The sequence below is a fragment of the Roseomonas sp. KE0001 genome (assembly GCF_016107285.1).
GTDB lineage: Bacteria > Pseudomonadota > Alphaproteobacteria > Acetobacterales > Acetobacteraceae > Pseudoroseomonas.
Window position 1 is genome coordinate 39,344 of the sequence record NZ_RCVQ01000015.1, and the last position, 16,911, is coordinate 56,254.

At 65.8% G+C, this 16,911-nt stretch carries 15 protein-coding genes; 10 read left to right on the forward strand and 5 right to left on the reverse strand.

Annotation, left to right across the window (positions count from 1 at the left end):
* The first annotated feature begins 37 nt into the window (after positions 1-37).
* Together D9598_RS19530 and D9598_RS19535 are read left to right on the forward strand one after the other, a co-directional pair.
* Positions 38-2,419, forward strand: a complete 2,382-nt coding sequence (locus tag D9598_RS19530; RefSeq protein WP_198368167.1) for a heavy metal translocating P-type ATPase — start codon at positions 38-40, stop codon at positions 2,417-2,419.
* 137 nt (positions 2,420-2,556) lie between these two features.
* Positions 2,557-2,817 carry a DUF2933 domain-containing protein gene (locus D9598_RS19535; protein ID WP_109518943.1) on the forward strand — a complete coding sequence of 87 codons (261 nt, stop codon included), beginning with the start codon at positions 2,557-2,559 and terminating at the stop codon, positions 2,815-2,817.
* A 116-nt stretch (positions 2,818-2,933) separates the two neighbouring features.
* On the opposite strand, the gene D9598_RS19540 is transcribed toward D9598_RS19535, so the two are convergent.
* Positions 2,934-4,208, reverse strand: a complete 1,275-nt coding sequence (locus tag D9598_RS19540; protein WP_198368180.1) for a type II restriction endonuclease — start codon at positions 4,206-4,208, stop codon at positions 2,934-2,936.
* Positions 4,209-5,095: 887 nt separating this feature from the next.
* On the opposite strand from D9598_RS19540, the gene D9598_RS19545 reads away from it, so the two are divergent.
* The 6 genes from D9598_RS19545 to D9598_RS19565 all read left to right on the forward strand — a co-directional run bounded on the left by D9598_RS19545 (position 5,096) and on the right by D9598_RS19565 (position 9,557).
* Complete coding sequence (locus tag D9598_RS19545; RefSeq protein ID WP_198368168.1) at positions 5,096-5,428, forward strand: four-helix bundle copper-binding protein; 333 nt, start codon at positions 5,096-5,098, stop codon at positions 5,426-5,428.
* 97 nt (positions 5,429-5,525) lie between these two features.
* A complete protein-coding gene (locus D9598_RS19550) occupies positions 5,526-7,022 on the forward strand; it encodes a calcium-binding protein (RefSeq protein WP_232477458.1) in 1,497 nt (498 codons plus the stop codon).
* A gap of 372 nt (positions 7,023-7,394) precedes the next feature.
* Positions 7,395-7,694 (forward strand): hypothetical protein, encoded by a 300-nt coding sequence (locus D9598_RS19555; RefSeq protein WP_198368169.1) that lies wholly within the window; start codon positions 7,395-7,397, stop codon positions 7,692-7,694.
* Between the two features lie 199 nt (positions 7,695-7,893).
* Positions 7,894-8,280, forward strand: coding sequence for an ABC transporter permease (locus tag D9598_RS21265; protein WP_232477459.1), 387 nt, complete (start codon positions 7,894-7,896; stop codon positions 8,278-8,280).
* A 66-nt stretch (positions 8,281-8,346) separates the two neighbouring features.
* Entirely contained in the window at positions 8,347-8,595 is a 249-nt protein-coding gene (locus D9598_RS21270; RefSeq protein ID WP_232477460.1) for a hypothetical protein, read from the forward strand.
* 11 nt (positions 8,596-8,606) lie between these two features.
* Complete coding sequence (locus D9598_RS19565; protein WP_198368170.1) at positions 8,607-9,557, forward strand: ABC transporter ATP-binding protein; 951 nt, start codon at positions 8,607-8,609, stop codon at positions 9,555-9,557.
* 125 nt (positions 9,558-9,682) lie between these two features.
* Here the strand turns inward: D9598_RS19565 and D9598_RS19570 are convergent, their stop codons facing one another.
* From D9598_RS19570 to D9598_RS19585, 4 genes are all read right to left on the reverse strand, one after another.
* On the reverse strand, positions 9,683-10,915 hold the full coding sequence (locus D9598_RS19570) for an acyltransferase family protein (protein WP_198368171.1): 1,233 nt from the start codon (positions 10,913-10,915) through the stop codon (positions 9,683-9,685).
* Between the two features lie 194 nt (positions 10,916-11,109).
* The gene (gene cueR, locus D9598_RS19575) at positions 11,110-11,580 is read right to left on the reverse strand and encodes a Cu(I)-responsive transcriptional regulator (protein WP_198368172.1); all 471 of its coding nucleotides are present in this window, start codon (positions 11,578-11,580) and stop codon (positions 11,110-11,112) included.
* 265 nt (positions 11,581-11,845) lie between these two features.
* Positions 11,846-14,332: a heavy metal translocating P-type ATPase gene (locus tag D9598_RS19580; protein WP_198368182.1), complete on the reverse strand. Its 2,487-nt coding sequence runs from the start codon at positions 14,330-14,332 to the stop codon at positions 11,846-11,848.
* A gap of 185 nt (positions 14,333-14,517) precedes the next feature.
* Entirely contained in the window at positions 14,518-14,724 is a 207-nt protein-coding gene (locus D9598_RS19585; RefSeq protein WP_198368173.1) for a heavy-metal-associated domain-containing protein, read from the reverse strand.
* A gap of 440 nt (positions 14,725-15,164) precedes the next feature.
* On the opposite strand from D9598_RS19585, the gene D9598_RS19590 reads away from it, so the two are divergent.
* Both D9598_RS19590 and D9598_RS19595 read left to right on the forward strand, forming a co-directional pair.
* A complete protein-coding gene (locus D9598_RS19590; protein WP_198368174.1) occupies positions 15,165-15,545 on the forward strand; it encodes a hypothetical protein in 381 nt (126 codons plus the stop codon).
* A gap of 117 nt (positions 15,546-15,662) precedes the next feature.
* Positions 15,663-16,897 (forward strand): IS3 family transposase gene (locus D9598_RS19595; protein WP_198368175.1). Its coding sequence is split into 2 segments (ribosomal slippage): positions 15,663-16,011 and positions 16,011-16,897, totalling 1,236 coding nucleotides; the frame shifts between segments, so codons are not numbered across the junction.
* Positions 16,898-16,911: the final 14 nt, after the last annotated feature.

The window sequence follows — 16,911 nt, forward strand, 5'->3', positions numbered from 1 at the left end:
AAGCACGACGAGCACAGCAGTCGCGGAGGAATGGCCGATGGACGAGCACCACCACCATCACGACCATCATCATGGACACGGCGCACACCGGGGGGGGCATGCGCCAGCCCACGGCGATCAAGCTGCCGTCCACGACCCTGTCTGCGGAATGACGGTCGACCCGGCCAACACGCCGCACCACGCCCAGCATCACGGCACCACGTTCCACTTCTGCTCGGCAGGCTGCCAATCGAGGTTTGAGGCGGCGCCGGACAAGTACCTGAAGCCGGAGACGGCGGCCGCGCCGACGACGGCGCAGAAGGTGGCCATCTACACCTGCCCGATGCACCCGGAGATCCGCCAGCAAGGGCCGGGCAACTGCCCGATCTGCGGCATGGCCTTGGAGCCGCTGGAGGTCACCGCTGAAGCCGCGCCGAGCGAGGAACTTGCCGACATGCGCCGGCGGTTCTGGGTCGGCCTCCTGCTGACCCTCCCCATCCTCGTCCTCGAGATGGGCGCGCACATCCCCGGCCTCGACCTCCATCACTTGGTGTCACCCAGGATCTCCGTGTGGCTCCAGTTCCTTTTCGGCACGCCGGTGGTGCTCTGGGCGGGCTGGCCGTTCTTCGTGCGCGGCTGGCAGTCGGTCGTGAACCGCAGCCTGAATATGTTCAGCCTGATCGCGCTCGGCACCGGCGCCGCCTACCTCTACAGCCTGGTCGCAACCCTCGCGCCGGGCGTCTTCCCCGAAGGCTTCCGTGGCCTGGACGGCACCGTCGCCGTCTACTTCGAGGCGGCCGCTGTCATCACGGTGCTCGTCCTGCTGGGCCAGGTGCTGGAACTCCGGGCCCGCGAGCAGACCGGCGGCGCCATCCGCGCCCTGCTGAACATGGCCCCCAAGACGGCGCGGCGCATCCGTGCGGACGGCTCGGACGAGGAAATCGCGCTGGCCGAGGTGCAGCTCGGCGACCGGCTGCGCGTGCGGCCGGGCGACAGCCTGCCGGTGGATGGCGAGGTTCTGGAGGGGAGCGGCGCCGTGGATGAGTCGATGGTCACCGGGGAATCCCTGCCCGTCGAGAAGCAGCCCGGCGCCAAGGTCATCGGCGGCACCGTGAACGGCACCGGTGCGCTGGTGATGCGGGCGGACAAGGTCGGCTCCGACACCATGCTCTCGCGCATTGTCGCCATGGTCGCCGAGGCGCAGCGCAGCCGGGCACCCATCCAGCGCATGGCCGACACCGTGTCCGGCTACTTCGTTCCGGCCGTCATCGTCGTCGCGGTGCTGGCCTTCGTCGCCTGGGCAATCTGGGGCCCGTCGCCCGCGCTCTCCTATGGCCTGATCGCCGCCGTTTCGGTGCTCATCATCGCCTGCCCCTGCGCGCTCGGCCTGGCCACGCCGATGAGCATCATGGTTGGTGTCGGCAAGGGCGCGACCGCAGGCGTGCTCATCAGGAACGCCGAGGCGCTGGAGCGCATGGAGAAGGTCGACACCCTGGTGGTGGACAAGACCGGCACGCTGACCGAGGGCAAGCCCAAGGTCGTGGCCGTGGTAGCGGCACCTGGTTTGGCCGAAGCGGAGATCCTGCCTCTCGCGGCAAGCCTTGAACGGTCCAGCGAGCACCCGCTGGCGGCCGCCGTCGTGGCGGCGGCCAGGGAGCGCGGCGTGGCCTTCAGCGAGCCCGCCGACTTCGCCTCCCTCACCGGCAAGGGCGTGACCGGTACCGTCGGTGGGCGGCGGGTCGCGCTGGGCAATGCGCGGCTGATGCGGGAGCTTGGCGTGGAACTGGGCGAGCTCGCCGCCAAGGCCGAGGCCCTCCGGCATGAGGGCGGCACGGCGCTGTTCCTGGCGGTGAACGGCAAGCCGGGCGGCGTCATCGCGGTCGCTGACCCCGTGAAGCAGACGACGCCCGCCGCGCTCGAGAGCCTGCGCGCCGAGGGCATTCACATCGTCATGCTGACGGGCGACAACCGCACGACGGCGGAAGCGGTGGCCCGCAGGCTCCGCATCGAACAGTTCCAGGGCGACGTGCTGCCCGAGGACAAGCACCGCATTGTCCGAGAGCTCCGCGCCCAGGGAAAGGTCGTCGCCATGGCGGGCGACGGGGTGAACGATGCCCCGGCGCTGGCGGAGGCCGATGTCGGTATCGCCATGGGAACCGGGACGGACGTCGCCATGCAGAGCGCGGGTGTGACGCTGGTCAAAGGCGACCTCGCCGGCATCGCGCGGGCGCGGCACCTGTCGCGCGCGGTGATGCGCAACATCCGGCAGAACCTGTTCTTTGCCTTCGTCTACAACGCGGCCGGGGTGCCGCTGGCGGCGGGCGTGCTCTACCCGATGCTGGGCCTCCTGCTCAGCCCCATCGTCGCGGCGTTGGCCATGGCGCTGAGCTCGGTCTCGGTGATCGGGAACTCGCTGCGTTTGCGAGCAGTCCGCTTGTAGCACCGGCCCTACTTGGCGAAGGGCCGCAGCCGCAGTTCTGGAAGGAATCTGCCACTCGAATTCAGGTACCTTGAGCCAAATCAATGCTAGGTAACCGGAGCAGCAGACATAATCCGGATCCGGAAAGGGAATCCAAGATGCATGACCATACAACAACGCCATGGTGGCGCACCAAGGTCGGCGTCGCCGTGATCGGATTCTGCTTGGTCGCAGCGTTCTATGTCTTGCGGGAACATTACGCGCATGCCTTCGGAGCGCTGCCATATCTGCTCCTCCTGGCCTGCCCGCTGATGCACCTGTTCATGCACCATGGCCACGATGGGCATGAGGGGCATAGCGCGCGGGGTTGGCAGGCTGAGCCCAGAATGGGGCACGATAAGCCTCAGAAAAACGTCTGATGACCGCGCACCGGGTACTGGCTTGCCGTCGGCCTAGCCGCCCAGCAAGCCAAGTATCCGGGAGTGGGCTGGAGTTAAGCCAGCGGCGTTTCTGCCCAGGGTATACCCGTGAGTTCTCAGACGAGCTCGCGCGCAATGGCCTGGATCGGCTTCATTCCATGGCCGAACTTGGCAATGCTTTCCCTGTTCGCTTTGAGTTCACCGTAAGGCAGATACCGCACTTTGAGGTCGGCAACGCGGGAGAAGGCGGGGCGGGATAGCTGATCCCGGACCTCACCCTCCCGGCCATCTGGTGCCACTAGGAACATGCCCTCGAGCGCATGCGCCTCCGGCCCGAGCGCGAGGTCGAGCATCCGCACGATTCCGGAGTAGATCGAGGTCGAATGCTCGACCTCGTAAGCCGCCACGATGTGCTTCGTCGGCTTATCCAACCACAGCACGTCGATGAGCCGGACAGCGTCAGGACCGGAGCCGGTGTCGAATCCCGGAAGCGAAACCAAGCAGCCATCGCCCAGCTTGCCACCATTGAGCGGGCGGTTGCGGTCGTTTGCCGCAATCCAGACGTCGAAGCCGAGCGACAGGCCAAGGTCGCGGAGCCAGCCTTGGATCTGGGTGTGAGTCTCATCCTCCTGGCGCGCCTCAGCCAGTGCCTTGGCCGCCCTAGCGCCCTCTTCGCGTACCCGAGCGAGGTCTGCCTCCCAGGCGGCGCGCGCCGCCACATCATCCTCCCGCGGAGGCGCCGGATACCGGCCGCTGCCAACGTCGAAGAGCAAGCCTCCGATCGCACCAAGGTCATTCGAGAGTAGGCCGCGGTGGGCAGCATTCAAGGCAAGAATGCCTCGCCGCATGGTTAGATACTCGTCCCAGCGGCCTAGCTTTACCTTCGCCCCAGTCAGTGTGTTGTAGCCATTCACGATCGCCGTATTGAAGGGCGGCACAATGGTCGGGTGCAGAAAGTAAAGGAGGTTTGCTACAGCCGGGCCGAGCCCCTTGATATGCTTCGCGTCGATCTCGGCGACTGCCGCGATGACTTGCTGTTCGGTGGTGCAGCAGACGCAGGTGTCGAGCAGGCGCCCGAAGGCGCGCTGGTTCTCCGGATTTTCGTAGATGTCTGGGATACGCAGCTTGGGCTTCCACAAGAAAGCATGATCTGCGCCCCTGAAGATCTGCCGTTGCTCCGCGATGGAGTGAACTATCGTCTCCAGGGAAGATCCGCGGTAGGCAACGCCGAAGGTGCCTGCTTTGATTTCTGCGACAACCTGCTGAATGCCGCGGCGGATGGAACGGAAGTTCTTAACCCGCTCTTCCCACAGGAACCATGTTCGGTATGTAGCCCCTGAATCATCGCGCCAACGCCGCAGCAGAACAGCCAGTGGGTCAGCCAGGTCCATTCTTCCCGAGAAGGCCGGGAAGTCTGTTGCGAAGTCCATGTCTTGAAGTGCCCTGGGATGGGTGGTGCTTGTGCGTAACAATACGAGACGGAGCTATTCAACCACAAGCGGGAACTGTACGAACTCAGCACCGGCACTGCCCGACTGAGTCCTGATATGTCGATCGAAGTAACTCGTGGGCGCCGTGCTTGTTTGTGAGCGGCATAGATGCTGTGCATTCGCATGCACACCGTGAATTGCGTCCCCCGCATCGAAACCAGCAGGCCGATTATTCCTTACAGTGAGGTCTGTAGGACGCTGGGACACACCGTTGATGCGCCTTATGGTGAGGACAATCCGGACTTTGCTGATAGTAGTGCTGGCGCTTTACCTCGCCACAGCCACGGCGCCGCTTGCCGCGCACGGTGTGGGCGCAGCCTCGCAAACTGATATCGGCGCGGTGTCCATACACACGGGAAACCTACCCTCTCCATCCGTTCCATTCCTGGTGCACAACAGGATCACTGCATCCCGGATGGTAGGGCAGAAGTGTTGCCCAGGTTGCGACAGCCCTGGCCTCCGACCAGGATGTTGCGCAATCGGACATTGCGGCGGAACTGCCTTGTTTTCCCTTCCGCAGGTTCCGCATGTGTTGCTGGCAAGCGAGAATGGCTACGACGCCGCCCCGCAGCGTGAGGCCAATGGCGTAACGCTAGATCTTCCTTCTCCACCACCTCGATAAGATGTCCGAGCAGTCCTGATCCGCTCTCGGCTTCAGGACAGAAAGCCAGGATCGCCCGCCTTGCCCGTTAAGGTCATGCAGGACGTTGCCTCGGCCTTTGAGCGCCATCGGAGCGGCCATGCCATCCGGTGTGCCCCATCACGACGATCTTTCAGAGGAAAAAACGATGCACCAGACGAACTCCGCCATGCAGGCTTGCATTGAGGAATGCCTGCGCTGTCACTCCACCTGCCTGGGCATGGCCATGAACCACTGCCTCGAAGCAGGCGGCAAGCACGTGGAGCCGCAGCACTTCAGGCTGATGATGGCTTGCGCCACCATCTGCCAGACGGCCGCCGACATGATGCTGATCGGCACGCACCACCATAAGCACACCTGTGCCGAGTGCGCCGCAATCTGCGAAGAGTGCGCCGCAAGCTGCGAGGCCGTCGGCGGCATGGAGGATTGCGTCGCACAGTGCCGCAAGTGCGCCGCGTCCTGCCGCGAGATGAGCGCCTGAAGCCGCGAAGGCCGAACCCATGGTCCAGCCTGCCAACCCCATCCACCGGAAGCGGATGCTTCCTGAGCAAACTGTGACAACCTGACGGAGCTTCGGCATGAGCCAAAACCAGCATCTCAGCTGCTTCCTAACGAACCTTACGGATCGGGTAGCTGATACCCTCCACGGCGCCCTGGGAGGCCTGCATTTCGACTTCGAGGCCAGTGGTCACGTCCACAACATCACCTTCGGCGGCGAGAACAAGGACACCGTGGGCGGCAGCAAAGGCGCGGAGTTCACCTGGGGCCTTGAGGGTGACGACCGGATCGGCGGAGGCGGCATGGAGGACATCCTCCACGGCGGTCCTGGCGCCGACCTCGTCTCCGGCAACATGGGCGATGATGAGGTCGAGGGCGGCGATGGCAACGATACCCTCTACGGTGGACCGGGCGCCGACACCCTGCGCGGGGGCGCCGGAGATGACTACCTCGACGAGGGTGAAGGGCACAGCACCGTCGACGGCGGTATGGGTGACGACACCCTGGTTGGCGGAGGCGGCCCGGATGCCTTCATGATTGGCCGGATGAGCGGCCATGACGTCATCAAGGACTTCACGGCCGGCCCCGGCATGTTCGACCACTTGGCGGTCATGGATGGCCTTCAGTGGACGGACCTCAGCGTGGCGGATACGGCTGAAGGGGTTAAGGTCAGTTGGGAGGGCGGCTCCGTCCTGCTGGAGAGCGTGGCTAAGTCGGATCTGGCGCAGGACGACTTTATGTTCGCCGACGCACCCGACCTGCCGCCCGGTCTGAGGGACCCAGCAGGCCCCAATGAAGAGGCGCGCACCGCCAGCGAGGCAGGCCCCGAGATCTCCGGTGAAGTGCAGGCCGGAACGGTCTTTGACCAGCTCGCAGACCATGTTTTCAACGACCGTACCCTGCGGTTCGACATCGACGAAGATGCAGTGGTCCGCGGCACTGCGGGTGCGGATACCCTGAGCGGGTCGGAGAAGAACGATACCGTCTTCGGTCTGGCGGGAGATGACAACATCTCGGGCATGGCCGGGGACGACCATCTTCAGGGCGATGACGGCCGCGACACCATGGCAGGCGGCGACGGTATGGACCGCCTGATGGGCGAGGCTGGCGATGACCGGCTCTCGGGCGGGGCAGAATCCGATGAGCTCATGGGTGGTGACGGGGATGACTACCTCGATGAGGGCGCCGCACATGGCATGTTGAACGGTGGCATGGGCGATGACACCCTAGTGGGCGGCACTGGTGCTGACGCCTTCATGGTGTCAATGAACAGCGGTCACGACGTTGTCCAGGACTTTGAAGCCACAGGCGATGCCCAGGGCGCCTTCGACCACATCGCCTTCATGGACATACAGGCTGAGGATGTCGAGGTGCGGGACACCGCTGAAGGTGCCCTGATCGGCTGGGGTATGGGCGAGGATGGTGGCTTCGAAGGATCCATCCTGCTCGAGGGTGTCGCCAAGGGTGACCTGCGGCAAACCGACTTCATGTTCGGCGATAGGCCCCAGTACGTAGAGGGTATCGGCGACTTCGGCTCCTGGTACATCTTCCCAGAGAGCAGCGGCGCGATCGCCTGACCGAATGGAGGGAGCGTCCGACCGGGCGGCTCCCTCACTGCGGCCGATGCTCTCAAGCGTCGGCCGCCACCAACCCGAGGCTCATCGTTGAGGCTGAAGCACTGTGCCTTTGCAGAGGGGAAAGTCGTAAGTGGACAGGCGCCTCAGATTGTGCCGCCATCCTTAGAATCTAGGAATCTCCCGCTGTTCCAAGACTAGGTCCCTGAATTCGCTCGAAGTATTTCTTTGACCCCTGGCTTGCGTCGACAATCGCATCCCTGGATGGGCCTCGCGTTGACACAGAGACCCATTCAGAAACCTCGAAAGGGGGGTGGGAACCCGACCTTCTTCAGTTCAGCCCATTACCCTGGAAAGTTGTTGGGATCAGGGAAGGTGATCGTCACCACAGTTTCCTTGCCGCTGGACTTCTTTTTCGAGCGTGGCTCTATCCCCAATCTGCATGGTAAACATGTCGACCGGTTGCAGTCCCAAGCGGTATCCGGCCGTGTTGGTGACGACCACGGGCGCCTGGCTGGACAAGGAATGCGTCACCTCTTCCCTTCAAGTCGACGATATCCCGGTCGGCAACGGTATCACCTTCATAGCTACGGTCCGGCATCAGGTTCTCAGGGCGGTTATCAAGCCGTAGAGCTGAAGGTCAGCCTTCGGTTCGAAAGCAGCCATCCTGATTGATTTTGCACCTTGAGACGAAAACCCGATGAGAAGGGCTGTTCGCAAAACCAAACCGGCTCCGAAGGCCCATACTTGACCTTCCCACAAGAGGAACGTGCCGAATGATTCAGATCAGATAGATTCGCGCTTCTCAGCCCGTAACCTGCACAGGGTGATTGACGTGCCCCAGGAAACTAAGTTGTCGCCGTTTAGGCTGCGCATGGAAGGCGTGAACTGGATTGGGGTGGCCACCCTCTACCAGCGTGAGGTGCGGCGCTTCCTCGCAGTGGCCGCGCAGACGGTCGGCGGCCCGGTGGTGAGCACCCTGCTTTTCCTCGTTGTCTTCAGCGTCGTGCTGAGCCGTCACACACCCGCGCCGGGCGGCGCGCCTTACCTCGTCTTTATCGTCCCGGGGCTCGTTATGATGGCGATCGCGCAGAACGCCTTCGCCAACCCCTCGTCTTCCCTCCTGGTCGCCAAGGTTCAGGGCAATATTGTTGACCTGCTACTCGCTCCGCTCGGGCCGGGGGAATTTCCTGTAGGCTTGGTGCTCGGGGGCCTCACGCGCGGGCTCCTGGTGGGCCTGCTGACCGCGCTCGCGGCCTAGCTGGTTGTATCCCTGCCGCTGTCGAACCCAGCCCTCTGCCTGTTCTATGCCACCGGCGGTGCCCTGGTGTTCTCGCTTCTGGGCGTGGTCGGCGGGCTCTGGGCGCAGAAGATGGATCAGCAGACAGCGGCAACAAACTTCATCATCGCACCGCTAACATTGCTCTCCGGCACCTTAGATGGTTTCCAGCATGGCTTCGCGGGCACGTCCGAGGCGCCACCTGAGGTTGGAATCGCCGTCGTCCTTAACGCTAATATTCTGCTCGGCGTCCTTTGCTATCGGCTGCTCGCATCCGGCTGGTGCCTGCGACAGTGACGCCGCCCGGCATGACCGACCATGAACAGCCCACGGCCGTTGAGGTCGAGGATCTCGAGAAGATCTATCCGGGAACGGGGGGCCGAGGCGGCAAGCATGCCCTCAAGGGGGTAAGTCTCACCATTCCCAGCGGGAGTATCTTCGGCCTGCTCGGGCCGAACGGCGCCGGAAAGTCGACCCTCATCAACATCCTCGCCGGGCTGGTGCTGAAATCGGGCGGCCACGCGCGCGTCTGGGGCATCGACATCGACAAGGCGCCACGGGCGGCTCGTGCTGCGATCGGCGTGGTCCCGCAGGAACTCTCTCTCGATCCCTACTTTCCCGCGCGTGCGGCGCTTGAACTGCAGGCTGGCCTCTTCGGCATTCCCAAAGCCGCACGGCGCACGGACGAACTCCTCGAGGTTCTGGGCTTGGCGGACAAGGCGACGGCGCCCGCACGCAGCCTGTCTGGTGGCATGCGACGGCGGCTGATGGTCGGCAAGGCCCTGGTCCACAACCCGCCAGTGCTCGTCCTGGACGAGCCGACAGCGGGTGTCGACGTCGCGTTGCGGCAGCAACTCTGGGACTACGTCCGGCTCCTCAATCGTCGCGGAACGACAATCCTGCTGACGACACACTACCTACAGGAGGCCGAGGCGTTGTGCGACCGCATCGCCATTCTGGCCGACGGGCAGATTGCCGCGAACGATACGACCAGCGCCCTGCTGCGTGGGATCGAGGATCAGGAGTTGCTCGTCGACGTCGCCTCGCCGCTGGCCTCGCTCCCAGAAGTGCTCCGCGCCTTCGAGCCGCATCTCGCCACACCACGTCGCTTGGTGTTCCGATATGCGCAGAACGGTGACAGCGTCGGCCGCATCCTTGACGCCCTCCGCTCGGCTGAGCTCCGTATTACCGGCATTACGACGCGTCAGCCCGACTTCGAAGAAGTCTTCCTCAACCTGGTGCGGAGGCGGTCCTCGTAGGGTCGCCTCCACCCGCAGCAGCAGCAGCTGACTGGATTCACGCAAGGCCACTCTCATCCTCAACTCGACGGGCCTGCCGCGAAACCCTCAAGGACGGCCACGAGAGCACGGGCCGCCGAGGCTGCTCAGGCGCGCGTCTTGCTTGGCTCCGCCTGGAGGGCGGTTGGCGCTTTGGGGCGTACAGGCGCAGCTTGGCCGTTGAAGAGGAGAGCCAGGGTCGGGTGGCGGATCACCAGACAGTAGAAGCCATAGGAAGCGGCCACCGAGATGACGGTGATCAGCAGGAACTCGACTTCAGCAGGCCAGCCCACCGCCAGGAAGGCAACGGAAAGCCAGAGGACGATCGGGACGTGAACCAGGTACATGGTCATCGCCGCCTTCACCATGGCTGCCGAAAGCCGTGTCCGGCGATCCAGCCACAGCCGCGCAGCCGATAGCAGCAGGTGCGCGAACAGCACGCCCACCACAGGCATCAGGAAATAGGTGATGGCGCGGCTCAGATCGCCCTCGGCGTCCTGGTACACGGCCATGATGACCGCCGCGACGAGGGCGATCGCCCAGACCGGCCAGCGTGGGCGTGTGAAGGCTTCGAACCATGTCGGGCGGGACGCCAGTAGGGCGCCCACCAGGAACATCAGGCCATCGGCGACGAACTGGCCCGCCACGAAAATGCCGCCCATCAGGTAGGCGATGTCCAGCTTCGCAGCCACCACGGCAGTGGCGAGGACCACCAAACCCAGTGCCGCCAACCCGAGCCATCCCAGCCACGGATCCTGCTCCAGCCGATCCTGAGCTCGGCCGACGAGGGGGCCCAGGCGCCAATGGCAGCCCAATTGCCAAAGTCCGGCGAAGAGGACGCAGTAGATGAGCAGGTAAAGGAGGAACCAGAGATGAACAGTCCAGGCGGCGCTCGGGCTGCTCAACTCCGCCAGCAGGGCGGGAAGGGCGTTGCTCGCTCCCCCGGCGGCCACCCCACTGGCGAGTACCATTAGCGGGCTGACCAGGATGAGTGACGTCAGCAACGGAATTCCGATACGCCGTGCGCGCCCGGCCAGCCACGGTTCAACACCACGCCTCTGAATCATCAGCGAGGCGAAGAAGCCCGCGATGAGAAAGAACACCGGCATGCGGAAGGTGTGGCTGAACTGGATCGCCCAGGTGACCGGCAGTGACTTCTCGGGTGACTCCACGATCCAGATGGCATGCGCCGCATAGACGAGGCCAACGTGATAGGGAATTCCGATCAGCATCAGGATGGCCCGAAGTTGATCCAGGAAGTCCCATCGCTGGATAGGCGTGGGTCCTGCTTGGGTGGCAGGGAAGCTGGGTATGGCAGCAGATGGTCTGTCGGTGTTCACGCTGGGATGCTTCCGGCAAATGGCTGTGGCTAACGCCAAGCACACGTCCGAGATTTACCGGTTGTCTGCTGACACAGTTTTACAAGTTGTGTCTGCGGTGCCGAAGAGGGTCACTGATAGGCGAGTCCGGGCGCCGTCCCTAGGCAGGGCGTGTGATTTCCTGAGCTCCGGCTAGGTCCGGCTCAACCCGCACGCTAGTGGCCCGAGAGACCCGCGTCGCTGTGCTTCCGGGTACCGACTTGATCTGGCAGGTCAACCCTGCCCCCTGCTGCCTGTGCCCCGCCCTCGAGGTCGCGCAGGATGGGGCACTCCGGCCGATGGTCGCCGTGGCAGGCGTCCGCCAACTCCTGCAGGGTGTCCCGCATGGCGGTGAGCTCCAGGATCCTCGCGTCCAGCTCGGTCACGTGCTGCTGGGCAACCACCTTCACGTCCGCGCTCGACCGTTCCCGGTCTTGCCATAGGCCGACCAGCAGCTTGATGCGCTCGATGGAGAGGCCAAGGTCGCGCGCCCGCCGGATGAAGCGCAGCGTGCTCACATCCTTGGCCGAGTAGACGCGGTAGCCTGCCTCGGTCCGCGCCGCCTTGGGAAGGAGCCCAATGCTCTCGTAGTAGCGGAGCATCTTGGTCGACACGCCCGAGGCCGCTGACGCCTGCCCGATGTTCATGACTGCCTCCGTTCCGAACCGCCCCTGCGGCGGTGCGTAACCCGCAAGCTGAGGTCTCCTATCATGGGAAGGTCAAGGCCGCCCTCAGACCGTCGTCACTTCCACCACGACCTTGAGTCTCCCAGGCTCGCCGCCATTCCGGAGAGCCTGCGCTCGGTGGCGCCCCCCCCGCTCCGTCCAATCGCGGACTCCCTGGCGCGGCAACCCGGTTGGGCCGGAGCGGCGTGGATCTCGGCGCCGAACATGGGCTGACTTTCCGCGCCGGTCAGGCCGCCGCGGAAGCGGTGAGGGTAGCGGGCGGCCCGGCCTCGTGGTGCGTGACCTCCGCGGGCGGGTGGAACCCCCGCAGACGCAGCGCGTTGGTGAGCACGAAGACGCTGGAGACACCCATGGCCGCTGCCGCCAGCATGGGCGAAAGCAGCACGCCGGACACTGGGTAGAGCAAACCGGCCGCCACCGGGATCAGCGCCGTGTTGTAGGCGAAGGCCCAGAACAGGTTCTGGCGGATGTTGCGCATCGTCGCCTGCGAGAGGGCGATCGCGTTTGGCACGCCCCGCAGGTCGCCCGACATCAGAACCACGTCCGCACTCTCGATCGCGATGTCCGTGCCCGTGCCAATGGCGAGCCCCACATCCGCGGCGGCGAGCGCGGGCGCGTCATTGATGCCGTCGCCCACGAAGGCGACCTTGCGCTGTCCGCCCGCCTTCAGCCGCTCCACCACGGCCACCTTGCCATCCGGGAGCACCTCCGCCTCCACCTCGTCGATGCCGAGGCGGCGGGCAATGGCTTCCGCGGTGCGCCGGTTGTCGCCGGTGACCATCGCCACCTTGAGGCCGAGCCGGTGCAGCGCCTCCACGGCTGCGAGGGTTGTCTCCTTGATCGGGTCGGCAACCGCGATGGCCGCTGCCAGACGGCCGTCCACGGCAGCGTAGAGCGGCGTTTTGCCGTCGTCGGCGAGACGTGCCGCTGCTTCGGTGAAGGCACCCAGGTCGTGCCCGAGGCGGACCATGTAGCGGTCGGCACCGACCTCAATCCGCCGTCCACCGACAGTGGCGGCCACGCCATAGCCTAGCACGGCCTCGAAGGCCTCAACCGTGGACAGCATCAGCCCGCGCTGCCGGGCGGCCTCCACGATGGCTTCCGCCACCGGATGCTCGGAGCGCGCCTCGACAGCGGCCACCAGCGCGAGAACCTCCGCTTCAGCGAAGCCTGGAGCGGGCACCAGGTCGGTCAATTCGGGGCGGCCCTTGGTCAGCGTCCCGGTCTTGTCCACCGCCACGATCTGGGCGTCCCGTAGGGTCTGCAACGCCTCGCCCTTGCGGAACAGCACACCCAGTTCGGCCGCCCGCCCTGTTCCGACCATGATGGAGGTCGGCGTGGCCAGCCCCATGGCGCAGGGGCAGGCGATGATCAGCACGGCCACGGCATTGACGAGCGCGAAGGTCAGCGCCGGGTCTGGGCCCAAGACGAGCCAGACCGCAAACGTAAGAGCAGCCACCGCCATCACGGCCGGGACGAACCACATGGTCACCCGGTCCACCATGGCCTGGATCGGCAGCTTGGAGCCCTGCGCGGATTCCACCATGCGCACGATCTGGGCCAGCACGGTGCCGGCGCCAACCGCGGTCGCACGGAAGCGGAAGGAGCCGGTCTTGTTCACGGTACCCCCGACAACGGACGCGCCCGCCTCCTTCCGGACCGGCACCGGCTCGCCGGTGACCATGCTCTCATCCACAAAGGAGGCGCCATCCAGCACCTCGCCATCCACGGGCAGCCGCTCGCCAGGGCGGATCAGCACAATGTCGCCCGCTCCCACTTCGGCCACCGGAAGCTCCACCGCCTGGCCGCCGCGCTCCACCCGCGCGGTCTTGGCCTGGAGGCCCATCAGGCGCTTGATCGCTTCCGAGGTGCGCCCCTTGCTGCGAGCCTCCAGGAAGCGGCCGAGCAGGATGAGCGTGACGATGACAGCCGCGGCCTCGTAGTAGACGTTGCGCGCGTCGGCTGGCAGCAGGCTGGGCGTGAAGGTGGCGACCGTCGAGTAAATCCAGGCAGCGCCCGTGCCGAGCGCCACCAGGGAGTTCATGTCGGGGCCACCGCGCAGCAGGTTGGGCCAACCCTTCCGGTGGAAGCGCAGCCCCGGGCCGAAGACCACCAGCGTCGCCAACCCGAACTGGAGATACCAGGCGGCCTCCATGCCGATGCTGGCCGCGACCCATTCGTGCACCCCAGGGACGAAGTGGCTGCCCATCTCCAGAAGAAAGAGCGGTGCCGTCAGCGCGGCGGCCAGCAGCGTGGCGCGCCAGAGAGAGGAGAGTTCGCGTTCGCGTGTCTCGCGCTCACGGTCCACCCGGGCATCGGCCGCCTCGAACACGGTGCGGCGTGCCTTGTAGCCAGCGCGGCGCACGGCTGCTTCCAGGGCGGCGGCATCCACGGCGCTGCCCGCATGACGCACGAGGGCACGCTCGGTCGCCAGGTTCACCGAGGCCTCCAGGACTCCGGGGACGGCCTTGAGGGCCCGCTCCACCCGTCCGACGCAGGAGGCGCAGGTCATCCCCTCGATGGACAGCTCCGTCGTCTCCTCCACTACGGCGTAGCCTGCGCGGTCAATCGCTGCGAGGACTGCGGGAAGGTCGGGCTGCCCGGTAAAGCGGAGGTCCGCGCGTTCGGTGGCAAGGTTGACGCTGGCCTGGGTGACCCCTGGTACCTTGGCCAAGGCACGCTCCACGCGGCCAACACAGGAGGCACAGGTCATCCCTTCGATGGGCAATGACAAGGCATTGCCAGCCTTCTGCGCAGCAGCCTGGCGCGCCTGCGGCGCGACATGGGTGTCCGGAGCCATCATTTTCCTCCGTGAATCTGATCGCCACCTCCAGGGGTGGGGCTTACGATGCGTCGGCGCCGGGCTTGCGGAGCCTGCCGCAAGCCCGGACCTGCGCGTCAGGCCGCCAGGCGCTCGCACTTCCAGCCCGCGTCGCGCAGGGCGCGGTCGAGAGTGTCGGCGTCGGCCGCCTTGGTCTCGACACTAATCTCGCGCTGCTCAACGTTGGCTTGGACCATGGCGTTTGGGTCCACCTCACGCACGGTGGCCGTCACGCCCTTGGCGCAGCCACCACAGGTCATGTTCGGGATCTTGAAGCGCAGCATGGGTGTCCTCCTTCGCAATGCGTTCGAGCGGAAGGTGGGGTTTCCCATGGTGGGAAGGTCAAGCCATGACCGTGTGGAAATCAGCGGGGCGCACTTTCCAGGCCGCCTCCGTGCCTCCTACGACCGGCCCGCCTTCCAAAGTCCCAGGGACCCTCCTCCTGCTTCTCCCCGTCCCGAAGTCCGGCTAGTCCCATGGAGCGGTTCTCCGCCGCTACGTCCTGCTTGACGATCTAAGTGGCAAAGGCGGCCACGCCCTCAGAAGCATGGCCCCATACAGCTCACCGGGGCACCTGCGGCTTTCGTGGACTTCGTCATCGAGGCGATGATCCTGGATCTGGCGGGTTATCGTGTAGAGGTCTGACCAGAACCGCTGCAGCGTAGACCAGGACGGTGCGATGCGGCGTGGTCGCCAAATCGGCGTCCCCTGCGCAAAGGACATCATGTCCCCTTCCCCGACCCTCTCGCCCTACTCCTTCTCCGCCGCCGAGCGCGACCTGATCCGCCGGGAGTTCGGCCCGCGCTTCGGCCAGCAGCCGGCCCTCGCCCACGGCCTCTTCCTGCGCCGCTGGCGCAGCGGCCCACAGACCGGGCAGCCCAAGATCCCAGTGGCGATGCGGGGCCTGCTCGATCGCGGGCTGCTGGAGATCCACGCCGCGGGGGCGCACCCACGCGCCTTCTTCACCACGGCCGGACTCGAGGCGCTGCGGCACTTAGCCGCTCATCCGCGGTGGCTCGATCCGGTGCGCTTCCGCCACCTCCGGATCGAACTCGGGCTGGAGACTGCGGAGCCGTATCGCTCTCCCCTGCCCGCCCTGGCCTGAACACGACCGAGCGGGGCGCAGGAGACCCAGCCTGGTGTAGGGACATGGAGCGCCCCCCATTTCGACCGGACAGTTGGCGTAACCTGAGGGCCTAGGCTCAAGCCTAGGCATACACCTATGTCCAACCCTGCTGAGCGTGTCGAAATCATCACCGGCCGCGAGCGCCGCAGGCGCTACAGTGCCGCGGAGAAAGTCCGGCTGGTCGAGGAGACGGCTCAGCCCGGCATGACGGTCTCGGCTGTCGCCCGGTTGCACGGCGTCTCCCCCAGCCTGCTGTTCGGGTGGAGGCGTCGCATGGCCGAGGGTGGCCTGGAGGCGGTCCGGGCGGACGACGACGTGGTCGCCGCCAGCCGTGTTCGCGAGCTCGAAGCCAAGGTCCGCGACCTGGAGCGTCTGCTTGGTCGCAAGACCATGGAGGCCGAGATCCTGCGGGAGGCGCTGGACGCTGCCCGGGGGAAAAAGCCCGGCTGGCGGCTGCCGTCGCCGCCTCCGGCCGGTTCCCGGTGAAGGCGGTGGCAGATACCCTCGGCGTCGCCAGATCGAACCTGGTGGCGCAGTTGAAGGGCCCAGGACGCCGCCGCGGCCCTTATCAGTGCGAAGGCGACGACGCGTTCCTGACCGAGATCCGCGCCGTCACCGATGCGCGGCCCACCTACGGTTACCGGCGCGTCGCCGCCCTGCTGAACCGGGCAAGGCGGGCCATCGGGGAGGCGCCGGTGAACCGAAAGCGCGTCCTGCGGCTCATGCGCCGTGCCTCGCTCACCCTCCAGCCCAGCACCGCGAGGCGCGTCATCCGGGCGCATGAGGGCAAGGTCGTCGCGCCCACGTCGAACCAGCGCTGGGCGTCCGACGGCTTGGCTATCCCCTGCTGGAACGGCGAGACGGTCCACGTCGCGTTCGCCATCGACACCCACGACCGCGAGGTCATGACCTGGGTTGCCACGGCGGGCGGGGGCATCAGCGGCGAGATGATCCGCGACATGATGCTGGCCTGCGTCGAGGGCCGGTTCGGTGCTGTCCGCGCACCCCATCCCGTCCAGTGGCTGGCCGACAACGGCTCGCCTTACACGGCCAAGGACACGGTCGACTTCGCAACCGCCCTGAACCTCGTCGCCTGCTTTACCCCAGTCCGCAGCCCCGAGAGCAACGGCGTCTGCGAGGCGTTCGTGAAGACCCTCAAGCGCGACTACGCCCGAGTAAACCCCAGGCCCGACGCCCTCACCGTCCTCCAGCAGCTCCCGGCTTGGTTCGAAGATTACAACACCAGCCATCCCCATTCCGGCTTGCGCATGCTCTCGCCCCGTGAGTTCATCGCCAGCCAGTCATCCACCCCAGCCGCCTGTCCGGTCTGATGGGGAACACTCCA